The 18417-nt window shown below is 67.6% G+C and carries 19 protein-coding genes; 6 read left to right on the top strand and 13 right to left on the bottom strand.

The window, feature by feature from the left end:
- Positions 1–32: 32 nt before the first annotated feature.
- The 6 genes from mobA to CLV01_RS22885 all read right to left on the bottom strand — a co-directional run bounded on the left by mobA (position 33) and on the right by CLV01_RS22885 (position 5858).
- A complete protein-coding gene (mobA, locus tag CLV01_RS22910) occupies positions 33–728 on the bottom strand; it encodes a molybdenum cofactor guanylyltransferase MobA (RefSeq protein ID WP_099733120.1) in 696 nt (231 codons plus the stop codon).
- A gap of 85 nt (positions 729–813) precedes the next feature.
- The gene (gene moaA / locus CLV01_RS22905; RefSeq protein ID WP_013801490.1) at positions 814–1950 is read right to left on the bottom strand and encodes a GTP 3',8-cyclase MoaA; all 1137 of its coding nucleotides are present in this window, start codon (positions 1948–1950) and stop codon (positions 814–816) included.
- Positions 1951–2015: 65 nt separating this feature from the next.
- Positions 2016–2801 carry an SDR family oxidoreductase gene (locus CLV01_RS22900; protein ID WP_099733121.1) on the bottom strand — a complete coding sequence of 262 codons (786 nt, stop codon included), beginning with the start codon at positions 2799–2801 and terminating at the stop codon, positions 2016–2018.
- Between the two features lie 25 nt (positions 2802–2826).
- Complete coding sequence (locus tag CLV01_RS22895) at positions 2827–3426, bottom strand: DUF2889 domain-containing protein (protein WP_099733122.1); 600 nt, start codon at positions 3424–3426, stop codon at positions 2827–2829.
- A 75-nt stretch (positions 3427–3501) separates the two neighbouring features.
- Complete coding sequence (locus CLV01_RS22890) at positions 3502–4935, bottom strand: aldehyde dehydrogenase family protein (protein ID WP_099733123.1); 1434 nt, start codon at positions 4933–4935, stop codon at positions 3502–3504.
- 86 nt (positions 4936–5021) lie between these two features.
- Positions 5022–5858, bottom strand: a complete 837-nt coding sequence (locus CLV01_RS22885) for a Crp/Fnr family transcriptional regulator (RefSeq protein ID WP_012206680.1) — start codon at positions 5856–5858, stop codon at positions 5022–5024.
- 62 nt (positions 5859–5920) lie between these two features.
- On the opposite strand from CLV01_RS22885, the gene CLV01_RS22880 reads away from it, so the two are divergent.
- The 4 genes from CLV01_RS22880 (at position 5921) to CLV01_RS22865 (ending at position 11413) form a co-directional block, all read left to right on the top strand.
- A complete protein-coding gene (locus CLV01_RS22880; protein WP_012206679.1) occupies positions 5921–6463 on the top strand; it encodes an Mpo1 family 2-hydroxy fatty acid dioxygenase in 543 nt (180 codons plus the stop codon).
- 153 nt (positions 6464–6616) lie between these two features.
- Positions 6617–7144, top strand: a complete 528-nt coding sequence (ppa, locus tag CLV01_RS22875; protein WP_012206678.1) for an inorganic diphosphatase — start codon at positions 6617–6619, stop codon at positions 7142–7144.
- A gap of 180 nt (positions 7145–7324) precedes the next feature.
- Positions 7325–9094, top strand: a complete 1770-nt coding sequence (locus CLV01_RS22870) for a methyl-accepting chemotaxis protein (RefSeq protein WP_099733124.1) — start codon at positions 7325–7327, stop codon at positions 9092–9094.
- A 492-nt stretch (positions 9095–9586) separates the two neighbouring features.
- The gene (locus CLV01_RS22865) at positions 9587–11413 is read left to right on the top strand and encodes a methyl-accepting chemotaxis protein (protein ID WP_099733125.1); all 1827 of its coding nucleotides are present in this window, start codon (positions 9587–9589) and stop codon (positions 11411–11413) included.
- Positions 11414–11416: 3 nt separating this feature from the next.
- Here the strand turns inward: CLV01_RS22865 and CLV01_RS22860 are convergent, their stop codons facing one another.
- Positions 11417–12640 carry a GNAT family N-acetyltransferase gene (locus tag CLV01_RS22860; RefSeq protein WP_099733126.1) on the bottom strand — a complete coding sequence of 408 codons (1224 nt, stop codon included), beginning with the start codon at positions 12638–12640 and terminating at the stop codon, positions 11417–11419.
- Between the two features lie 86 nt (positions 12641–12726).
- On the opposite strand from CLV01_RS22860, the gene CLV01_RS22855 reads away from it, so the two are divergent.
- Together CLV01_RS22855 and CLV01_RS22850 are read left to right on the top strand one after the other, a co-directional pair.
- Positions 12727–14376, top strand: a complete 1650-nt coding sequence (locus CLV01_RS22855) for an NAD+ synthase (RefSeq protein ID WP_099733127.1) — start codon at positions 12727–12729, stop codon at positions 14374–14376.
- Positions 14377–14447: 71 nt separating this feature from the next.
- A complete protein-coding gene (locus CLV01_RS22850; protein ID WP_099733128.1) occupies positions 14448–14786 on the top strand; it encodes a P-II family nitrogen regulator in 339 nt (112 codons plus the stop codon).
- A 101-nt stretch (positions 14787–14887) separates the two neighbouring features.
- Here CLV01_RS22850 and CLV01_RS22845 read toward each other — a convergent pair whose 3' ends face one another.
- Genes CLV01_RS22845 through CLV01_RS22820 form a run of 6 tightly spaced genes read right to left on the bottom strand, consistent with a single transcriptional unit; the run spans position 14888 to position 18406 of the window.
- Positions 14888–15481: a TIGR00730 family Rossman fold protein gene (locus CLV01_RS22845; protein ID WP_012206672.1), complete on the bottom strand. Its 594-nt coding sequence runs from the start codon at positions 15479–15481 to the stop codon at positions 14888–14890.
- On the bottom strand, positions 15478–15891 hold the full coding sequence (locus CLV01_RS22840; protein ID WP_099733129.1) for a diacylglycerol kinase: 414 nt from the start codon (positions 15889–15891) through the stop codon (positions 15478–15480). Before CLV01_RS22840 ends, CLV01_RS22845 begins: the two co-directional genes overlap by 4 nt.
- Positions 15892–15931: 40 nt before the next feature.
- Positions 15932–16477, bottom strand: a complete 546-nt coding sequence (locus tag CLV01_RS22835; RefSeq protein ID WP_099733130.1) for an RDD family protein — start codon at positions 16475–16477, stop codon at positions 15932–15934.
- A gap of 29 nt (positions 16478–16506) precedes the next feature.
- Positions 16507–17358 carry a DUF3106 domain-containing protein gene (locus CLV01_RS22830; RefSeq protein WP_099733131.1) on the bottom strand — a complete coding sequence of 284 codons (852 nt, stop codon included), beginning with the start codon at positions 17356–17358 and terminating at the stop codon, positions 16507–16509.
- Between the two features lie 20 nt (positions 17359–17378).
- Complete coding sequence (locus tag CLV01_RS22825) at positions 17379–17837, bottom strand: DUF3619 family protein (protein ID WP_099733132.1); 459 nt, start codon at positions 17835–17837, stop codon at positions 17379–17381.
- A complete protein-coding gene (locus CLV01_RS22820) occupies positions 17834–18406 on the bottom strand; it encodes an RNA polymerase sigma factor (protein WP_013801505.1) in 573 nt (190 codons plus the stop codon). Before CLV01_RS22820 ends, CLV01_RS22825 begins: the two co-directional genes overlap by 4 nt.
- Between the last annotated feature and the right edge of the window lie 11 nt (positions 18407–18417).

Raw genomic sequence — 18417 nt, 5'->3', positions numbered from 1 at the left:
CAAGGCGGCGTGCGGGCCGGCGGCGTGGGGCACTACGACGGGGTGGCTGCGGCGCACGCCAGCGCCTGCAGCTCCTGCTGCGTGTTGGCGTTGGCAAAGGCCAGCGGGCTGTCGCCTGCGCGGTCGAAGAGGGCCGTGGCGCAGCGGTGCTGGCCCGTCCATGCATCGATCTTGCGGCCGCCCGAACGTATGAACGATTGCAGACTATCACGCAGCGATGACCGCATCAGGCAGAACACGGGCTGGGCTCGCAGCAGGGATTGATCTGCGTCAAGCGAGCGCTCCCAGCCATGGGCGACGACGATGTCGGCCGCAGGCTGCTGCGACAGCGCCGCCTGCACAAGCCGCTCCACAAGGTCCAGCGGGAACAGCGGCGTATCGCATGGCACGCAGACCAGCCAGGGCGTCCGGCAGTGCATCAGGCCGCTCAGGAAGCCGGCCAGCGGGCCGGGATAGTCGGGTTCGGCATCGGGCCAGACCGGAGCACCGTGGGCCGCGCCCAATTGCGCATAGGCCTCGGCATGGCGATTGGCGTTGATCAGCAGATGCCCGACCTGGGGCGCCAGGCGGTCCAGCGCATGGGCCGCCAGCGGCTGGCCCAGAAAGGGCTGCAGCCCCTTGTCGATGCCGCCCATGCGCATGCCGCGCCCGCCTGCCAGCACGCAGCCCGTGATGTCGTTCAGGGGCAGGGGGGCCTGCAGGGGAGCGGGATGGGAAGAAGGGGGCATGTGGGGCGGGAGGGAGCAGCGGGAAAAGGAGTAGGGGGCGGGGCGGCGATGGCGGGGCGCCGACGCCCCGCGCACGCCGCACGGATCAGCCGCCGATGTAGCTCATCTCGATGCGCCTGCGCTGCGTGCCCGTGCTGGCCGGCAGGCTGGCGCGCAGTTCGGAGTAGCGGTCGCTGCGCTGCTGCCAGATGGGGGCCAGCGCGGAGGCGACCTCGGCATCGCTGGCGCCGCTGCGCAGCAGGCTGCGCAGATCCCAGCCTTCGGAGGCGAACAGGCACAGGTACAGCCGGCCTTCGGTGGACAGGCGCGCGCGGTTGCAGTCGCCGCAAAAGGCATGGGTGACGCTGCTGATCACGCCGACCTCGCCCAGCGACGGGTCGTGCAGGCCGCGCGCGTCGGCATAGCCCCAGCGCACCGCCGTCTCGCCGGTGGCGCTGGGCTGCAGCGGCACCAGGGGCAGTTCGGCGCGCAGCCGGGCGATGACCTCGTCGGAGGGCAGGACCTCGTCCATGCGCCAGCCGTTGGTCGCGCCCACATCCATGTATTCGATGAAGCGCAAGGTCACGCCCGTGCCCTGGAAGTGGCGCGCCATGGGCAGGATCTGGTCTTCGTTGGTGCCGCGCTTGACCACCATGTTGACCTTGATGTTGGTCAGGCCCGCGGCCTGGGCCGCCTCGATGCCGGCCAGCACGTCGGAGACCGGGAAGTCCACGTCGTTCATGCTGCGGAACACCGCGTCGTCCAGCCCGTCCAGGCTCACGGTGACGCGGTTCAGGCCCGCGTCCTTGAGCGCGCGGGCCTTGCGGGCCAGCAGGGAGCCGTTGGTGGTCAGCGTCAGGTCCAGCGGCTGGCCGCCGGGCGTGCGCAGGGCGGAGAGCTGCTCCACCAGCGTTTCCACGTTCTTGCGCAGCAGCGGCTCGCCGCCCGTCAGCCGGATCTTCTGTACGCCGTGCTGCACGAACAGGCGCGCCGTGCGCGTGATTTCCTCGAAACTCAGCAGCGAGCCGTGCGGCAGGTAGCTGTAGTTCTTGTCGAAGACTTCCTTGGGCATGCAGTAGCTGCAGCGGAAGTTGCAGCGGTCGGTGATGCTGATGCGCAGGTCGCGCAGCGACCGGCCAAGCCTGTCCTGCAGATCGCCGGTGGGCGTCTGCAGCAGACTTGGCACGGCGGCCGGGCGCGTGGGGGAGCGCTCGTCGACCAGGGGGATCACTCGTTCTGCCATGCCTGCGATTTTGCCCGAATGCCTATGTCCAGGCACTGCGCAAGCCTGCAGTTCTTGATCTGTGTCTAGACGCAGCGCGCTCCGTCCACCTCGATGCAGGTGCCGCTGATGAAGGCGGCCTCGTCGCTGGCCAGATACAGCGCGGCATTGGCCACGTCCAGCGCTGTGGAAAAGCGGCCAAGCGGAATCGTCGCGCGAAAGCGCGCGCGGCGCTCCTCGTCCACCGGGCCGCCGGCGAACTCGGCGGCCAGGCCGGTGTCCGGGTTGAACACGGGGTTGATGCAGTTGACGCGGATGTTCTCGGGCCCGAGCTCGGCCGCCATGGACTTGCTGGTGATGATGACGGCACCCTTGGAGCCGTTGTACCAGGTCAGCCCCGGCCGAGGGCGCAGGCCGGCCGTGGAGGCGATGTTGATGAAGCTGCCGCCGCCAGGGCGGCCATCGGCCAGCGCCGGGTTGGCGCGCATGGCGGGCACGCCGTGCACGGCAGAGAGGTAGATGCTCTTGACGTTGATGGCGTAGACGCGGTCGAACTCGGCCTCGCTGACTTCGAGCATGGGGCGGTTGCGGTGCGTCCAGCCCGCGTTGTTGACGAAGGCATCGAGCCGGCCATGCGCCTGCAGCGTGGCCTGCACCAGGGCCTTGACCTGTTCGCTGCTTGTCATGTCCGCCTGCACGAAAAGTGCCCGGCCGCCTTCGGCGGTGATGGACTGTGCCACGCGCGTGCCGGCCTCGCGGTCGATGTCGTTGACGATGACCCGGGCACCTTCGGCGGCCAGCCGCTTTGCGATGCCGGCCCCGATGCCGCTGCCGGCGCCTGTGACGATGATGGATTTGTCCTGGACACGCATCGGGCTTTGCTCCTCGGTCGGGGGGTCAGGCCCCCTGGGTTTCGGTGGTTGCTGTGGTCGCCGGGATCGGGGTCGCGCCGCCTGTGCTGGGCTGCCAGCCCACGAATTGCGGGTAATAGCGCGCCACGCCGGGGCCGTTGAAGTCCCAGCCCAGGCACTGGCCCAGGTGGCGTGGCGGCTGGCTGGGGTCGGCATCGCCAAAGACGCCCGGCACGGACTGGAAGGCGGCCGTGGCCATGTTGAACAGCAGCTCGCGCAGATGCGTGCAGCTGGCCACGCCGCCCAGGTTCTCGTTGATGGCCTTGCGCCAGCCGCGCGCCATGCTGCAGCCCACCATTTTCTGCAGGGCCCGCGTGGCCTCGGGGCAGTGGCCCAGCGGGTGGGAATCCATGACGACCTCGATGGCCTGCACCGCCAGGCGGGCATCGACCGTGGTGCGTATCCACATGTGGTGTATGGCCGTGCCGGCGGGCATGTGGCGGCCGCCGCTCAGTTCGATGTCATGGGTCTTGCTGTCGCGCAGCTCGCCTTCGATATCCCAGAGGCCGTCGGCGCGGGCGTAGCTGCGGTAGCGCACGTCGCGTTCATGCTGGGGCGTGCGGTCGGGAATGGGGGACAAGGGCATGGGGGAAGCTGTTCTTTCTGTCGCGGGCTGCCGGCTGGCGCCGGGCATCCCGCGATTTTCCGTCATGCGCGAAGATCAGCCATGCCGTATGGCGACGGTCTTCAGCGTGGTAAAGCCGTAGAGCGCCTCGAAGCCCTTTTCGCGGCCATGGCCGCTGGACTTGACGCCGCCGAAGGGCAGCTCCACGCCGCCACCCGCCCCGTAGTTGTTGACGAAGACCTGGCCGCAGCGCAGGCGCCGCGCCAGACGCAGCTGGCGCGCGCCGTCGCGCGTCCACAGGCCGGCCACCAGGCCGTAGGCCGTGCCGTTGGCCAGTTGCACGGCATGGTCCTCGTCATGGAAGGGCATGGCGCAGAGCACGGGGCCGAAAATCTCTTCCTGCGCCAGCCGGTGCTCGGGCGGCACGTCGCGCAGCAGGGTGGGCGCCTGGTAAAAGCCGCTGTCGGGCGCATCCTCGACGATCTGGCCCTGCGCCACCACGGCAATGCCGGCCACCTGGGCGTCGGACAGGAAATCCCAGACGCGCTGCTGCTGGCTGGCGCGGATTAGCGGCCCCAGGTCCAGGTCCATGGCGGCCGGGCCCACGCGCAGCGCCTCGAAGGCCTGGCCCAGGCGTTCGAGCAGCGGCTCGTAGATCAGCGAGTCGATCAGCACGCGCGAACCTGCCGAGCAGGTCTGGCCCGCGTTCTGCACGATGGCGTTGACGATGGCGGGCACGGCGGCATCGAGGTCCGCGTCTGCAAACACGATCTGCGGGCTCTTGCCGCCCAGCTCCAGCGTGACGGGGCAGTGGCGCTCGGCAGCCGCCTGCTGGATCAGCGTGCCCACGCCGGGGCTGCCCGTGAAGCTCAGGTGGTCTACGCCGTGATGGCGCGCCAGGGCCTCGCCCACCTCGTGACCCAGGCCGGTGACCACGTTGAAGGCGCCGGCTGGAAAGCCTGCCTCGGTGGCCAGCCGCGCCACGCGCAGCACGGACAGGCAGGCGTCTTCCGAGGGCTTGACCACACAGGTATTGCCGGCGGCCAGCGCCGCGCCCACGCTGCGTCCCAGGATCTGCATGGGATAGTTCCAGGGCACGATGTGGCCGGTCACGCCGTGGGGCTCGCGCCAGGTCAGGGCGCTGTAGCCCTGCTGGTAGGGCAGGGTCTCACCGTGCAGCTTGTCGCAGGCGCCGGCGTAGAACTCGAAGTAGCGCGCCAGCGCCAGCACATCGGCACGGGCCTGGCGCGTGGGCTTGCCGCAGTCGCGCTGCTCAATGGCCGTGAGCTCATCGGCATGCTGGAGCACACTGCCCGACAGGCGCATCAGCAGGCGACCGCGCTCTGCGGCAGAAAGCTTGCTCCAGACGCTGTCCTGGCACTCGCGCGCCGAACGCACGGCCAGGTCGATGTCCTGGGGCGAGCCGCGCTGCAGCTCGTCGAAAGCCTGCCCGTCCGACGGGTCCAGCACGGGGATCGTGCGCCCCGACTCCGTGGGCACGGACGCATTGCCGATGTAGTGGTATTGCATGGAGCCCGATTGTGGGGTGCCCGCGCCGCTTGTCCAGTCCCGGGCGTTGCTGCGTTCCCTCGCTCGCCTTGGTGGCTTCAGTGGCTTCAGTCCTCGGGCCAGCCCGCGTCGCGCAGGCCCTGCCGGTCCAGCACCTCCATCTTGCCGCGCCGCAGTTGCAGGCAACCGGCCTGCTGCAGCTCCTGCAGGATCTGGTTGGTCGTCTGGCGCGACAGGCCCAGCATGCGCGCCAGCTGTTCCTGGGAAACATCCAGCTCGCGGCGCCAGCGCTGGCGGCCCTGGCCGTCCGGCTGCCACTGGTCAAAGCCTTCGGCCATGCGCACCAGGCGCCGCGCCAGACGCTGCGGCGCAGGCAGCAGCGTGTGCTCCTCCAGCGCCATCAGGCACACGCGCAGCTTGTCGGTCAGCAGCAAGGCCAGCACCTGCCAGTGTTCGGGATGGGCCGCCAGCCATGCCTGCAATGGGGCCTGGGGCACGTGCAGCACGGTGCAGGCCGTGGCTGCCTGGGCATCGTGGGTGCGCTCGGCTCCATCGAAAAGCGCGATTTCCCCCAGCCACATGGGAGGCTCCACCAGGGTCAGCAGCGCCGTGCGGGCCTGCTCGCCGCAGGCAGCCGTTCCCGAGATGCTGAGCGCGCCACGCGCCACCGCATACAGGCCGCAGGGCGGGTCGCCGCGCCGGAACAGCCAGTCGCCTGCCGCCAGCGTGCGGGGCTGGGCCAGTGCCTTGAGCTGTGCACCCAGCTCCGGCGGCAGGGCGTGGAACCAGCGGCCCGCCTCGATGGTGGCCCAGAGATCGGCCATGCCCGGCGGGCCGGCCGCAGCACGGCGCCGTACGCCGCGCGGGGTGGCGTGGGCTGCCGGAGCTGCCGGAGCGGGTGCGGGTAAGCCCGAGGTGTGCGATGAGGCTTGTGTCGGATCCATGACAGACGCCAATCCTTGATGACACCACCATGGTTGCGCAACATCCACCGCAGGTGCAGCCTATGAAAACCCTCATCGACCAACTGTCCCAGTACGCGGACTATCACCGTGATCCACGCAACATCCTCACGCACTTCGTCGGCGTGCCGCTGATCATGTGGGCGGTGGTGATTTTGCTGGCCCGCCTGCAGTGGGCTGCCCCCTTGGGCGATGGCCTGCCCGAGCTGCCATTGAGCCTGGCCCTGCTGGCGGCACTGGCGGCAGGCATCTACTACTGTCTGCTGGACCTGCGCTACGGCATCGCCATGGCCCTGGTGCTTGCCCTGATGCTGGCGCTGGCCCAGCCCATCGCCATGCTGCCGATGGGGGCTTGGCTGGGCTGGGGCCTGGGCATCTTCGCCGTGGGCTGGGTGATCCAGTTCGTGGGCCATTACTACGAGGGCCGCAAGCCGGCTTTCCTGGATGACATCGTGGGCCTGGTCATCGGGCCGCTGTTCGTGCTGGCCGAGCTGGGCTTTGCCCTGGGCCTGCGCCGCGAAGTGCAGCATGCGGTGGAGCAGCGCAGCGGGCCCGTGCAACGGCGCGCGGGCGGCGCACACGCCTGAAAACGGCCCGGGCGCTGCAAGCTTGGCGCAGGCTTGGCGCCGTAGCATGGCAGGCGTTCCTGCGGAGCCATCCGTGGGGGCGTGTGCCTGCGCCTAAAATCACGCTGCTATCCCCCTGCGGGGGCTTTTTTGTTTCAACTCTCCTCATCCATCATGTCTTTCGACAAAGTCACACCGGGCAAGAACGCTCCTGAAACCTTCAACGTGGTCATCGAGATCTCGGCCAACTCCGATCCCATCAAGTACGAAGTGGACAAGGAAAGCGGCGCCGTCTTCGTGGACCGCTTCATGGGCACGGCCATGCACTACCCGGCCAACTACGGCTATGTGCCCCAGACGCTGTCCGGCGACGGCGATCCGGTGGACGTGCTGGTGATGACGCCCTTCCCGCTGCCCCCGGGCGTGGTCGTGGCCTGCCGCCCCATCGGCATCCTGCTGATGGAAGACGAGTCCGGCGTGGACGGCAAGGTCCTGGCCGTGCCCACGCAAAAGCTGCTGCCCGCCTACGACAAGATCAACACGCTGGAAGACATCCACGAGATCACCCTCAAGCAGATCCAGCATTTCTTCGAGCACTACAAGGACCTGGAAAAGGGCAAGTGGGTCAAGGTGCTGGGCTGGAAGGGCGTGGACGAGGCCAAGAAGGAAGTCGTGGACGGCATCGCCAACTACAAGGGCTGATCCTTTTCACTCCCGTTGAGGGAGTCTCAACTGCGCTGAGGTAAATGCCCGCTTCGCAGTTGATACAATTTGAAACGCACCCGTTGCCTACGCGCCGGGTGCGTTTTTTGTTTTGTCGTGGATCAAGGTTTTGGCAGATCAATCAGGCGCTGATGGGGACATCGGCCCGGGAGCGAGCAAATGAAGTTGGCAGATTGGCGCATGGGCACGAAGCTGGGCATGGGATTCCTCGTCATGGTCCTGTTCTCGGCCATCCTGGGGGCGGTGGCCTGGTTGCAACTGGCGCAGATGCACCGCAACGCATTGCATTTGTCGGATGTGGCCCTGCCCAGCATGTTCCATGCGGGCGCCATGCGCTCCGAGTACAACCGCCTGCGCCGCCACGAGGCCGGCATCGCCTCGGCGCGCAGCCTGGGCGAGGTCGATGGCTTTGCCAAGCAAGTGCAGGACCGGCTGCAGACCATCGGCGAGCATGAGACGGCTCTGCGTGCGCTGATCGACCAGCAGGCCCTGCGCGCGGCCTTTGACGACTACCTCGGCTTCAAGCAGCAGTTCCTGGCCATGCATGCGCGCCTGCTGGAGCGCGCGCGTGCCGGCAACTATTCGACCACCGAGGAGCAGGCCTTCATGGCCGACGAGATGGGGCTGATGTTTGCCGGCGAATCCGAGGCGCAGTTCGGCAAGCTGGCCGAAAGCGCCGGCCGCCTGCTGACCCTGCAGCGCGAGGCGGGCGAGCAGGCCCGCCAGCAGGCGCAGGCCGGCTTTGACCTCGCCCGCATCTGGGTGCTGGGCACGCTGGCCGTGGTGGTGGCCATTGCAGCCCTGGTGGGCTGGGCCATCACGCGTGCCGTGACCGGCCCCGTCGCCCAGGCCGTCCATGTGGCGCGCAACGTGGCGGCCGGCCATCTGGAGACGCCGGTCACCAGCCGCCGCCGCGACGAAATGGGCCAGCTCATCAACGCACAGGAAGACATGCGCCGCAAGCTCGCCGAGCTGGTGGGCGAGGTGCGCGGCAACGCGCAGGGCGTGGCACTGGCCGCCGGTGAGATCGCCCAGGGCAATGCCGATCTGTCGGCGCGCACCGAAAGCCAGGCCAGCGCTCTGGAGGAAACGGCAGCCTCCATGGAGCAACTGGGCGCCACCGTGCGGCAGAACGCCGACAGCGCGCGCCAGGCCAACCAGATGGCGGCCTCCGCATCGGGCATCGCCGCGCGTGGCGGCGAAGTCGTTGCCCAGGTGGTGGACACCATGAAGGGCATCAACGACAGCAGCCGCCAGATCGCCGACATCATCGGCGTGATCGACGGCATTGCCTTCCAGACCAATATCCTGGCGCTGAACGCCGCCGTGGAGGCGGCCCGCGCAGGCGAGCAGGGCCGGGGCTTTGCCGTGGTGGCGGGCGAGGTCCGTTCGCTGGCCCAGCGCAGCGCCGAGGCGGCCAAGGAGATCAAGGCGCTGATCCAGGCCAGCGAGCAGCGCGTGGAGCAGGGCACGCAACTGGTGGACAAGGCGGGCGAGACCATGTCGGAAATCGTCACCGCCATCCGGCGCGTGACGGACATCATGGGCGAGATCAGCGCGGCCAGCAGCGAGCAGAGCGCGGGCGTGGCCCAGGTGGGTGATGCCATCACGCAAATGGACCAGGCCACGCAGCAGAACGCGGCCCTGGTGGAGCAAAGCGCCGCCGCCGCCCAGTCGCTGCAGCAGCAGGCACAGGCCATGGTGGCCTCGGTCTCGGTATTTCGCACGGCGGCTGCCGATGCGCCAGCTGTCACTGTGGCGACTGCCGCAGCATCGCGCGCAACGGTTGTTGCCTCCCTGGCATCGCGTCCGGCCCTGGCTCCCATGGCCGCCAGGCCGGCGCAACAGATCGCTGCGGCCGCCCCCGCCAAGGCCACCAAGGCCGCCAGGACGACCACCGCCGACGATGAGGAGTGGGCCGTGTTCTGAGGCCTCACGCGCAGTTCGGCTCCCTTTTCTGGCGGCTCCATGCTTTGCATGGGGCCGCTTTTCTTTTGTGTCTGGCGCTGAGCTGGCGCAAGACGGGAGCGAGAGGCTGTGGCACAAATCTGCCAGTGAAGGTTTCTGCCTACTACCAGTCCCTGAACTTGTCCTGAACAATGCCTGGATACTGGCAGAATGTAAGTGGATGTAGTCCTATTCTTACAGCGTGAACAATGGCGGCTTCCGGCGCCGCTCCCTAGGAACGAAGGGGTATCCCGTGATCACCTTGTTCTCATGGCCGCCACGCCTGGCGGCAATCAGTCTTCCAGCGGACCGCGCCACCGCGGTGGCTCTCCCTCTCCAATCCTTGCCAACAAGCCGACTTGCGCGGTTGCGGCAGATCTGTTTTTGCGAAGTCCGCGCCGGGCCTGGCTGACGCCTGTCCATGGCGCAACACAAAGCTAGGCACAACAAGATGGCAGGACTTCGACAAGAAAGATGAACGTGAAAAACCTCAAGATCTCAACGCGCATGCTGGGCACCTTCGGCCTGCTGGTGCTGCTGCTGCTGGCCGTGGTGGCTGCGGCGCTGGTGCAGTTGCGCGCCATGCGCGCCAGCATGGAAGTCATCACGGGCAACGCCATGCCCAGCGTGGAAGTGATCAACCAGATCGGCACCGATGTCGTGCGCACGCGCCTTCTGGAAGTGCGCCATGTCAACAATGACGATGCCGCCTACAAGACCGATTCGGAAAAGCAGCTGGAACAACTGCAGCGCCGCCTGGCCGAGCGCAAGAAGGCCTATGAGCCGCTGCTGTCATCGGACGAAGAACGCAGGCTCTACGCGCAACTGGTCCAGGAACGCGAGCGCTATCAGCAACTGAGCCAGCAGGTGCTGGCGCTGTCGCGCCAGGGCGAGAAGGAAAAGGCCCAGGCGGTGCTGGGCGGCGAGTCACTGAAGCTCTACAACGATTCGTCGAACACGCTGGATCTACTGGTCAAGCTCAACAGTGATGCTGCCTTGCAGGAAAGCCGCAATGCCGAGGCCGTGTACGGGCGCTCGGTCGTCGTCCTCAGCGTGGCGGCGCTGGCTGCCGTGCTGCTGGCCGTGCTGGCCGGCCTGTGGCTGACGCGCTCCATCCGCGCGCCGCTGGCGCATGCGGTCGATGCCGCAGACCGCGTGGCCAACGGCGACCTGGGCGGGACCATCCGCATCGACCGCCATGACGAAACCGGCCTGCTGCTGGGAGCGCTGCAGCGCATGCAATCGAGCCTGGTGCAGACCGTGCGCAGCGTGCGCCAGAACGCCGAAGGCGTGGCCTCGGCCAGCGCGCAGATTGCCTCCGGCAATGCCGACCTGTCCAGCCGCACGGAAGAGCAGGCCAGCGCCCTGGAGCAGACGGCAGCCTCCATGGAGGAGCTGGGCTCCACCGTGCGCCAGAACGCCGACAACGCACGCCAGGCCAATCAGCTGGCGCTCAATGCATCCAGCGTTGCGCGCCGTGGCGGCGACGTGGTGGCCGAGGCCGTGGAGACCATGAAGGGCATCAACGACAGCAGCCGGCGCATCGGCGACATCATCGGCGTGATCGACTCCATTGCTTTCCAGACCAACATCCTCGCGCTCAATGCCGCCGTGGAGGCGGCCCGCGCAGGTGAGCAGGGCCGGGGCTTTGCCGTGGTCGCGGGCGAGGTGCGATCGCTGGCGCAGCGCAGCGCCGAGGCCGCCAAGGAAATCAAGGCGCTGATCACGGCCAGCGTGGAGCGTGTGGAGCAGGGCTCGCAACTGGTGGATCGCGCAGGCACGACCATGACCGAAGTGGTGGCCGCCATCGGCCGGGTCACCGACATCATGGGCGAGATCAGCTCGGCCAGCACCGAGCAGAGCTCCGGCGTGGCCCAGGTTGGCGAAGCCGTCACGCAGATGGACCAGACCACGCAGCAGAACGCGGCCCTGGTCGAGGAAAGCGCGGCCGCCGCTGCCTCGCTGCGCAAGCAGGCGCAGGACCTGGTCGAGGCCGTGGCCGTCTTCCAGTTGCCCCGTGGCGCCACGGACAGCCATGCGCATGTGCCGCACAGGGTGGCGGCACAGGCCAGCCCCGCAGCGCGCCCCGCAGCCCCGCCTGTCCGGCCCGCCCCACCCGCCAGCCCTGCGCGGCCTGCGGCCCTGGGCGGCGGCGGTGCGCCTGCAGGCGGCGAGACGCTGGCACGCCGGCTAGAGCGCGATGCCACGCCCCCCATCCGGCCGCGCGCCGGACCCACGCAGGCCGGCAAGCCGGCACCACGCCAGCCCGGCCAGGGAGATGACGACTGGGAAACCTTCTGAGCCCTACCCCTGGCGCAGCGGGCTGTGGGCCAGCAGCTCCTGCAGATAGCCGGCCATGCCCTCGCCCTCGCGGTCCAGAAAGCGCGAGATGGCATCGGCAAAGGACGGGTGGGCAATCCAGTGGGCGCTGGGGGTGACCACGGGCAGCAGTGCCCGCGCCATCTTGTGCTCACCCTGCGCGCCTCCCTCGAAATGCGCAATGCCGCGTTCTATGCACCAGGCGATGGGCTGGTAGTAGCAGGCCTCGAAATGCAGGCAATCCACGCGCTCCAGTGCACCCCAGTAGCGGCCGTAGGCGGTTCCCTGCGGGGTCTGCGGCGCGTGGGCGCGCCCGTCCGGATGGCCGGCCGACAGCCTTGCGGCCGCAGCATCCAGCGCGATCAGGCTGCAGGCCATGGGCTGGCCGTCGCGCTCGGCGATGAACATCAGCCAGGCCTCGGGCATCTGGCGCGCCATGGCCTCGAAGAAGGCCGGTTCGAGGTACGGGGCGTTGCCATGCTCCAGGTAGGTTCGCTCGTGGCAGCGGTAGAAAAAGGCCCAGTCCTGTGCGCCCATGTCCGGCCCGTGCAGGGCGCGAAAGCGCACGCCGGCCTCATGCACCTTGCGCCTTTCCTGGCGTATCTTCTTGCGCTTTTCCTGGTTCAGCGTCGCCAGAAAGTGGTCGAAATCGCCGTGCCCGGCGCCATCGGCGCCCTGGTTGCTCCAGTGGAACTGCACGGTGCTGCGCTGCATCCAGCCGTCGGCATCGCAGGCTGCCAGATCCTCTGCATCGCTGAACAGCAGGTGCAGCGAAGACAGCTGCTGCGCCTGGGCCCATTCGCGCACCGCGCGCACCAGGGCTGCACGCAGCAAGGGCGTGCGCGCCAGCAGGCGGCTGCCCGGCACGGGCGTGAAAGGCACGGCCAGCACGCCCTTGGGATAGTAGTCCAGCCCATGCTGGGCGTAGGCACGTGCCCAGGCAAAGTCGAACACGTACTCGCCATAGGAGTGCGCCTTGGCGTAGACCGGGCAGGCGGCGACCAGCTCGCTGCCCTGCCAAAGCGTGACCACGCGACCGGCCCAGCCGGTCTGCGGCACGGCGCTGCCGCTGGATTCCAGCGCGCTCAGGTACTCGTGGCGCATGAAGGGAGTGGGCGCGGCCTGCGATGCCAGCAGCGCATTCCAGGCCTGGGCATCGAGCTGCTGCACGCTGTCCAGCACGCGGGTGATAATTGCGGTTTCAGCCATGCCATTCCTTGCAGGCCGGTGTGACGCGCGCTGCCGCCTTTCGCTGTGGGGTGGCCTTGTCGGCCCTGTTGGCTCCATTGCATTCCATGACGCTCTCCATCTGCACTGCCCAGCTCAACTTTGTCGTGGGCGACCTGCCCGGCAATGTCCAGAAAATCATTGCCGCAGCCCGTGAAGCTTATGCCACGGGAGCACGCTTGCTGCTGACGCCCGAGCTTGCCCTGTGCGGCTATGCGGCCGAAGACCTGTATCTGCGCCCCGCCTTTCTGGATGCCTGCGACCAGGCCGTGCAGCAGCTTGCGCTGGAGACCGCGCAATGGCCGGGCCTGGCGCTGGTGCTGGGCCATCCCTGGCGCGACCAGGGCGCCGTTGGCGCGTTGCGCAATGCGGCCAGCGTGCTGCGCGACGGGCGCGTGGAATGCAGCTACGCCAAGCAATGCCTGCCCAACTACGGCGTGTTCGACGAGCAGCGCTACTTTGTGGCCGGCCAATCGCCCTGCGTGATCGAAGTGCAGGGCGTGCGCGTGGGCCTGCTGATCTGCGAGGACGCCTGGCATCCCGAACCCGCACGCGCCGCCGCCCAGGCCGGCGCGCAATTGCTGGCCGTGATCAATGCCTCGCCCTTCCATGAGGGCAAGCAGGCTGAACGCGAAGCCACACTGGCTGCGCGTGCGTGTGAGACCGGCCTGCCCCTGGCCTACGCACATCTGGTTGGCGGCCAGGATGAAATCGTCTTTGATGGCAGCTCCTTTGCCGTGCAGGCGGACGGCTCCATTGCCGCGCGCGCGCCGGCCTTTGCCGAGGCTTTGCCGCAGGTGGAGGTCCGCACGGGCGGGCATGCGCTGGTGCTGGCCGGCGAGGTGATTGCGCAGCCAGGGCACCTGCCGGCGCTGTGGTCCGCCCTGGTGCTGGCCGTGCGCGACTACGTGGGTAAGAACCGTTTCCCTGGCGCCCTGCTGGGCCTGTCGGGCGGTATCGACTCGGCCCTGGTGCTGGCGATTGCAGTCGATGCCCTGGGAGCGGACAAGGTGCATACGGTGATGATGCCTTCGCCCTATACGGCCGACATCAGTTGGATCGATGCGCGTGACATGGCCGAGCGCGTGGGCGTGCGCTATGACGAAATCTCCATCGCACCGCAGTTCGAGGCCTTCAAGGCCGCGCTGGCCCCGGCCTTCGCGGGCCGCGCCGAGGACACGACCGAAGAGAATCTGCAGGCCCGCATACGCGGCACCCTGCTGATGGGCCTGTCCAACAAGTTCGGCTCCGTGGTGCTGACCACCGGCAACAAGAGCGAGATGTCCACCGGCTACTGCACGCTCTATGGCGACATGGCGGGCGGCTTTGCGGTGATCAAGGACGTGCTCAAGACCGAGGTCTTTGCGCTGGCGCGCTGGCGCAATGCCAACGATCCGTTCGGCACGGGGCTGGACCCCATCCCGGATCGCATCATCACGCGCCCGCCCAGCGCCGAACTGCGCCCTGACCAGAAAGACCAGGACAGCCTGCCCGCTTATGAGGTGCTCGATGCCATCGTGCGCCGTTACATGGAAAATAACGAAAGCATCGCCTCCATCGTGGCAGACGGATACGCCAGCGCCGATGTGGAGCGAGTGACGCGCCTGATCCAGATCAACGAGTACAAACGCCGCCAGGCGCCCGTGGGGCCGCGACTGACGCGCCGCAGCTTCGGCAAGGATTGGCGCTACCCCATCACCAACCGCTTTCGCGCTTGAAGCACCTGAGGCGGCGGGGTTTCCCGGCCAGCCGTCTTGCCCCGTATTGCATGCACTGAGGAGTTCACCCCATGAAAATGATCACCGCCATCATCAAGCCGTTCAAGCTGGAAGAGGTCCGCGAGGCACTGGCCGACTGCGGCGTCAACGGCCTGACCGTCACCGAGGTCAAGGGCTTTGGCCGCCAGAAGGGCCATACCGAGCTTTACCGCGGCGCTGAGTACGTGGTGGACTTCCTGCCCAAGGTGAAGATCGAGGTTGTGGTCCGCTCCGAGGACGTGGACCGCTGCGTGGACGCCATCGTCAACGTGGCGCGCACGGGCAAGATCGGTGACGGCAAGATCTTCGTCACGGCCGTTGAGCGCGTGGTGCGCATCCGTACCGGCGAGCTCGACGACGGAGCCATTTGAGTCCGAGAGCAGGGCAGGGCGCATTCGGCGCCCTGCATTCCTGATATCTCGACGCTGGCGGCCATCCTCTCAAGGGTGGCCGTTTCCGTTTCCGCTGCTGTTCAGATCACGGCGCGCAAGGGCGCAGTCTCCAGGCCCGTGCCGGCGTTCTGCACCAGGGATTGCAGCAGCGTGGGGATGTCGCTGCCGCTTTCGATCAGTCCCATCTGCCACTCGCCCATGAAGCCATGGCCCACGCAGGTCTGCAGGAACTGCAGCATGCTGTCGTAGTAGCCATCCACATTGAGCAGGCCGATGGGCTTGTCGTGGTAGCGCAGCTGGCGCCAGGTCCAGACCTCGAACAATTCCTCGAAGGTTCCTATGCCGCCGGGCAAGGCGACGAAGGCATCGCTGCGCTCGGCCATCATGGCCTTGCGCTCGTGCATGGTCTGGACGATGTGCAGCTCGTCGCAGGCATGGTTGGCCAGTTCCTTGTCCACCAGCGCCTGCGGGATCACGCCCACGACGCGGCCGCCGGCCTGCCGCGTGGCCTCGGCCACCTCGCCCATCAGGCCGCTGCGGCCGCCTCCATAGACCAGCTGGCCGCCGTGCTCACCGATCCAGCGGCCGGTGGCGCGGGCCGCCTCGATGAATCCGGGCTGGTCGCCGGGGCGCGAGCCGCAATACACACAAATGGAAAACGTGGGATTTGTCATGCAATGAACCGTTGATAGAGGGCGGCCAGCCAGACGCCGGCGCACAGCAGCAGCGCCAGCATCACGGCCGCGCTGCCCATGTCCTTGGCCTGCTTGGACAGAAGGTGCCATTCGGGGCCTATGCGATCGACCACAGCCTCGATGCCGCTGTTGAGCAGCTCCACGATCAGCACCAGCAAGACCGTGCCCGCCAGCAGTGCGACCTCGATCCAGCTGCTTCCCAGCCAGAAGGCGGCAGGGATCAGCACGATGGCAGCCAGCGCTTCCTGGCGGAAGGCTTTTTCGTTCCATCCGGCGCGAAGGCCTGAGAGCGAATAGCCTGCTGCGTGCCAGACACGCGTCAGGCCTGTGCGGCTTTTCTGGGGATTGACAGGTGCGCTGTCGGTCGGGTCGGGAGATGCGGCGGGCATGCTTGCGAGTGTAGGAGATGCGACGCTGCCTCTGGGCCTGTCAGCGCTTTTTCCTGGGTGCCGGTGCCTGGTGGATCAACTGGGTGCCAGCCCATGCGTCATGCCAGAACTGGCGGCGCGGATGAAAGCGGCTGAGCAGCGCCCAGAGCGCCACCCACAGCACCAGCAGCATCAGCGTGGTCAGTGCAGGCACGCCGGTCGAGTAAGCCGCCAGCGGCGGCAGCAGCCAGATCCAGCTGAACACATAGCGCCGCAGCGCGCGCAACTGGCTGACGGGCTGGCCAGCTGCATCCACCAGGCGGATGTGCCAGGTCTTCATGGCCAGCGTCTGGCCCTTGGACCAGAACCAGACGAAATAGATACCCAGCACCACGAACATGAAGGCCTGCAGCGCATGGCGGTTGTCCATGGCATTGCGTGTCTGCGACAGGGTGCCGAACAGATAGCCTGCAATGAAGACCACGCCGAACAGCAGCATGCCCTCGTAGAGCCAGCAGGACATGCGCCGCGCCAGTCGCGGGGCCATCTGTGGGGAGGCTGCGGTTGCGGCTGCCGTGGTGGAGGCGGGGGATGTGGCGTTCGTCATGCGGACGGGGAGATCGGTGCTTCAGTGCGTCAATGCGAGAGAGGCGCTTCGCCGTGCGATGGCTGGGATGCAGCATCGGGGCTGTCATGCAGCTCCATGGGCGGCAAAGGCATGGGCGTGGCCGAGGGCACTTCCACCGGCGCCGTCTCCACCAGCGCCGGCGGGCGCACGGGATGGGTTTCCACGGCCGCAGGGGATGGGGCAGGGGGTACCGGAAGCGGCGGGTTGTAGATGGTGGCGGGCGGAATCTTCGGCGGATTCGGAATGGTGGCCGGAGCCACCGAGGCCGCAGGAATCCGCGCCAGCCGCTTGGGGGCCACGGGCTCTATGGCGGTGGCGGCGCCCTTGGCCTTGGGCGCGGCGCGCGCGGCCAGCAGGCGTTTTTCCTCGTCGCTGAGCGCCTGGTAGGCCTCCCACTGGGCGCGCTTGTCCGTGGCCAGGCGGTTGGTCAGGGCGAAATTCAGGCGGGCCTGGCTGCGCTGCTGGGCGCTGAGGCTGGACCAGGTCTGCATGCGATCGCGCAGCTTTTCCTGCTCTTTTTCACTGAGCTTGTCCCAGCCCTCGGCCAGCGCCATCCAGCGGCGCTTTTGCAGCGCATCCATCATGGACCAGCGCTCGGACAGGGGTTCAAGCACGCTGCTCTGCGCCGTTGTCAGCTCTGCCCAGCGCGGGCCGGAGGCCAGGTCCGTGGCGCGCTGGCGTGTGGCTGCATCACCGTGCAGGGTCTTGGAGGCTGCGATCGTGGCCGGCGAGACGGTGCTGGGTGCCAGCCGTACCTGCTGCACGACGCGCCAGCCGGTCCAGGCCAGCGCCATCAACAGCACCGCCGCCAGGATGGCGGCGGCTGAGCGGTGGAACGCGGCGCGTGAATCAGTGGGCATGCAGGCAGGCAAGGCGGGGATCAGCGTTCCGTGTTGGTGGCCGAAGTCTTCAGGTACTGGATGAAGCCGGGGTCGGCGTAGGCGGCGGGCGGCAGATCATCGGTCAGCAAGGCGGTATCCACCTCGGCAACCTCGGTCAGACCGGTCTGGTCCGTCTGCACATTGACGACCACCAGGCCAACGATCAACGCCAGCACCGGCACGGCCGAGATCAGCGCGCGCCACCAGGTGCCGCCCTCGTCGCCCGAGCCCAGCGTCAGGGTGCCGCCCTGGGCCTGGGTTGCGCCGGCAGCCTGCAAGGGCGCAGCGCGCAGTTCGCGCCGGCGAACGGACAGGGCGCGCTCGCGCCCAGCGCGCAGCCGCTCGGTGATGTCGTATGGCAGCAACGCCTCGCCGTCACCCAGGCGCGCGGTGATCCGGCGTGCGATGCGGTCGGCCGCCATTTCGCTGTGGAGAGTGAGAGTGGGCGCAGTCTTCATAGCTCGATTCCTTTGGCCTTCAGTGCCTTGCTCAATGTCTGGATGGCGCGGAAACAATGTGTTTTTACACTTCCTTCGGAACACCCCATCGCGGCAGCGGTCTCCGCGACGTCCATCTCTTCCCAATAACGCATCAGGAAAGCTTCGCGTTGACGTGCTGGAAGCTCCTGTATCTCTTTTTCAATGCTTTGCAAAATCTGGGCCCGCTCGGTCAGATCTTCGGCGCTGCGGGCGGTTTCGCCGTTCTGGCCGGAGTCGGCATAGGTTTCGAGCCAGTCGAAGTCCGCATCGTCGCCGGCCGAGGCCTCCAGATCGCTCATGCGGGTGAAGAGGGCGTTCTGCGTTTTTTGCCTGCGAAACCAGTCCAGCGTGCTGTTGGACAGGATGCGCTGGAACAGCATGGGCAGCTCGTTGATGGGCTTGTCGCCATAGTGCTGCGCCAGTTTGAGCATGCTGTCCTGCACGATGTCCAGCGCCGCCTCCTCATCCCGGACGTGAAAAAAGCTGCGCTTGAAGGCTCGCTTTTCTACGCTTTTGAGGAAGTCGGATAGTTCTTGCTCGGTTGCCAAAAGGAACGCAG

Origin of the sequence: Delftia sp. 60 (assembly GCF_002754395.1) — a bacterium.
Lineage (GTDB): Bacteria > Pseudomonadota > Gammaproteobacteria > Burkholderiales > Burkholderiaceae_C > Comamonas > Comamonas acidovorans.
The sequence above is the reverse complement of the archived record's forward strand: the minus strand, read 5'-3'. Positions and strand labels throughout refer to the sequence as shown.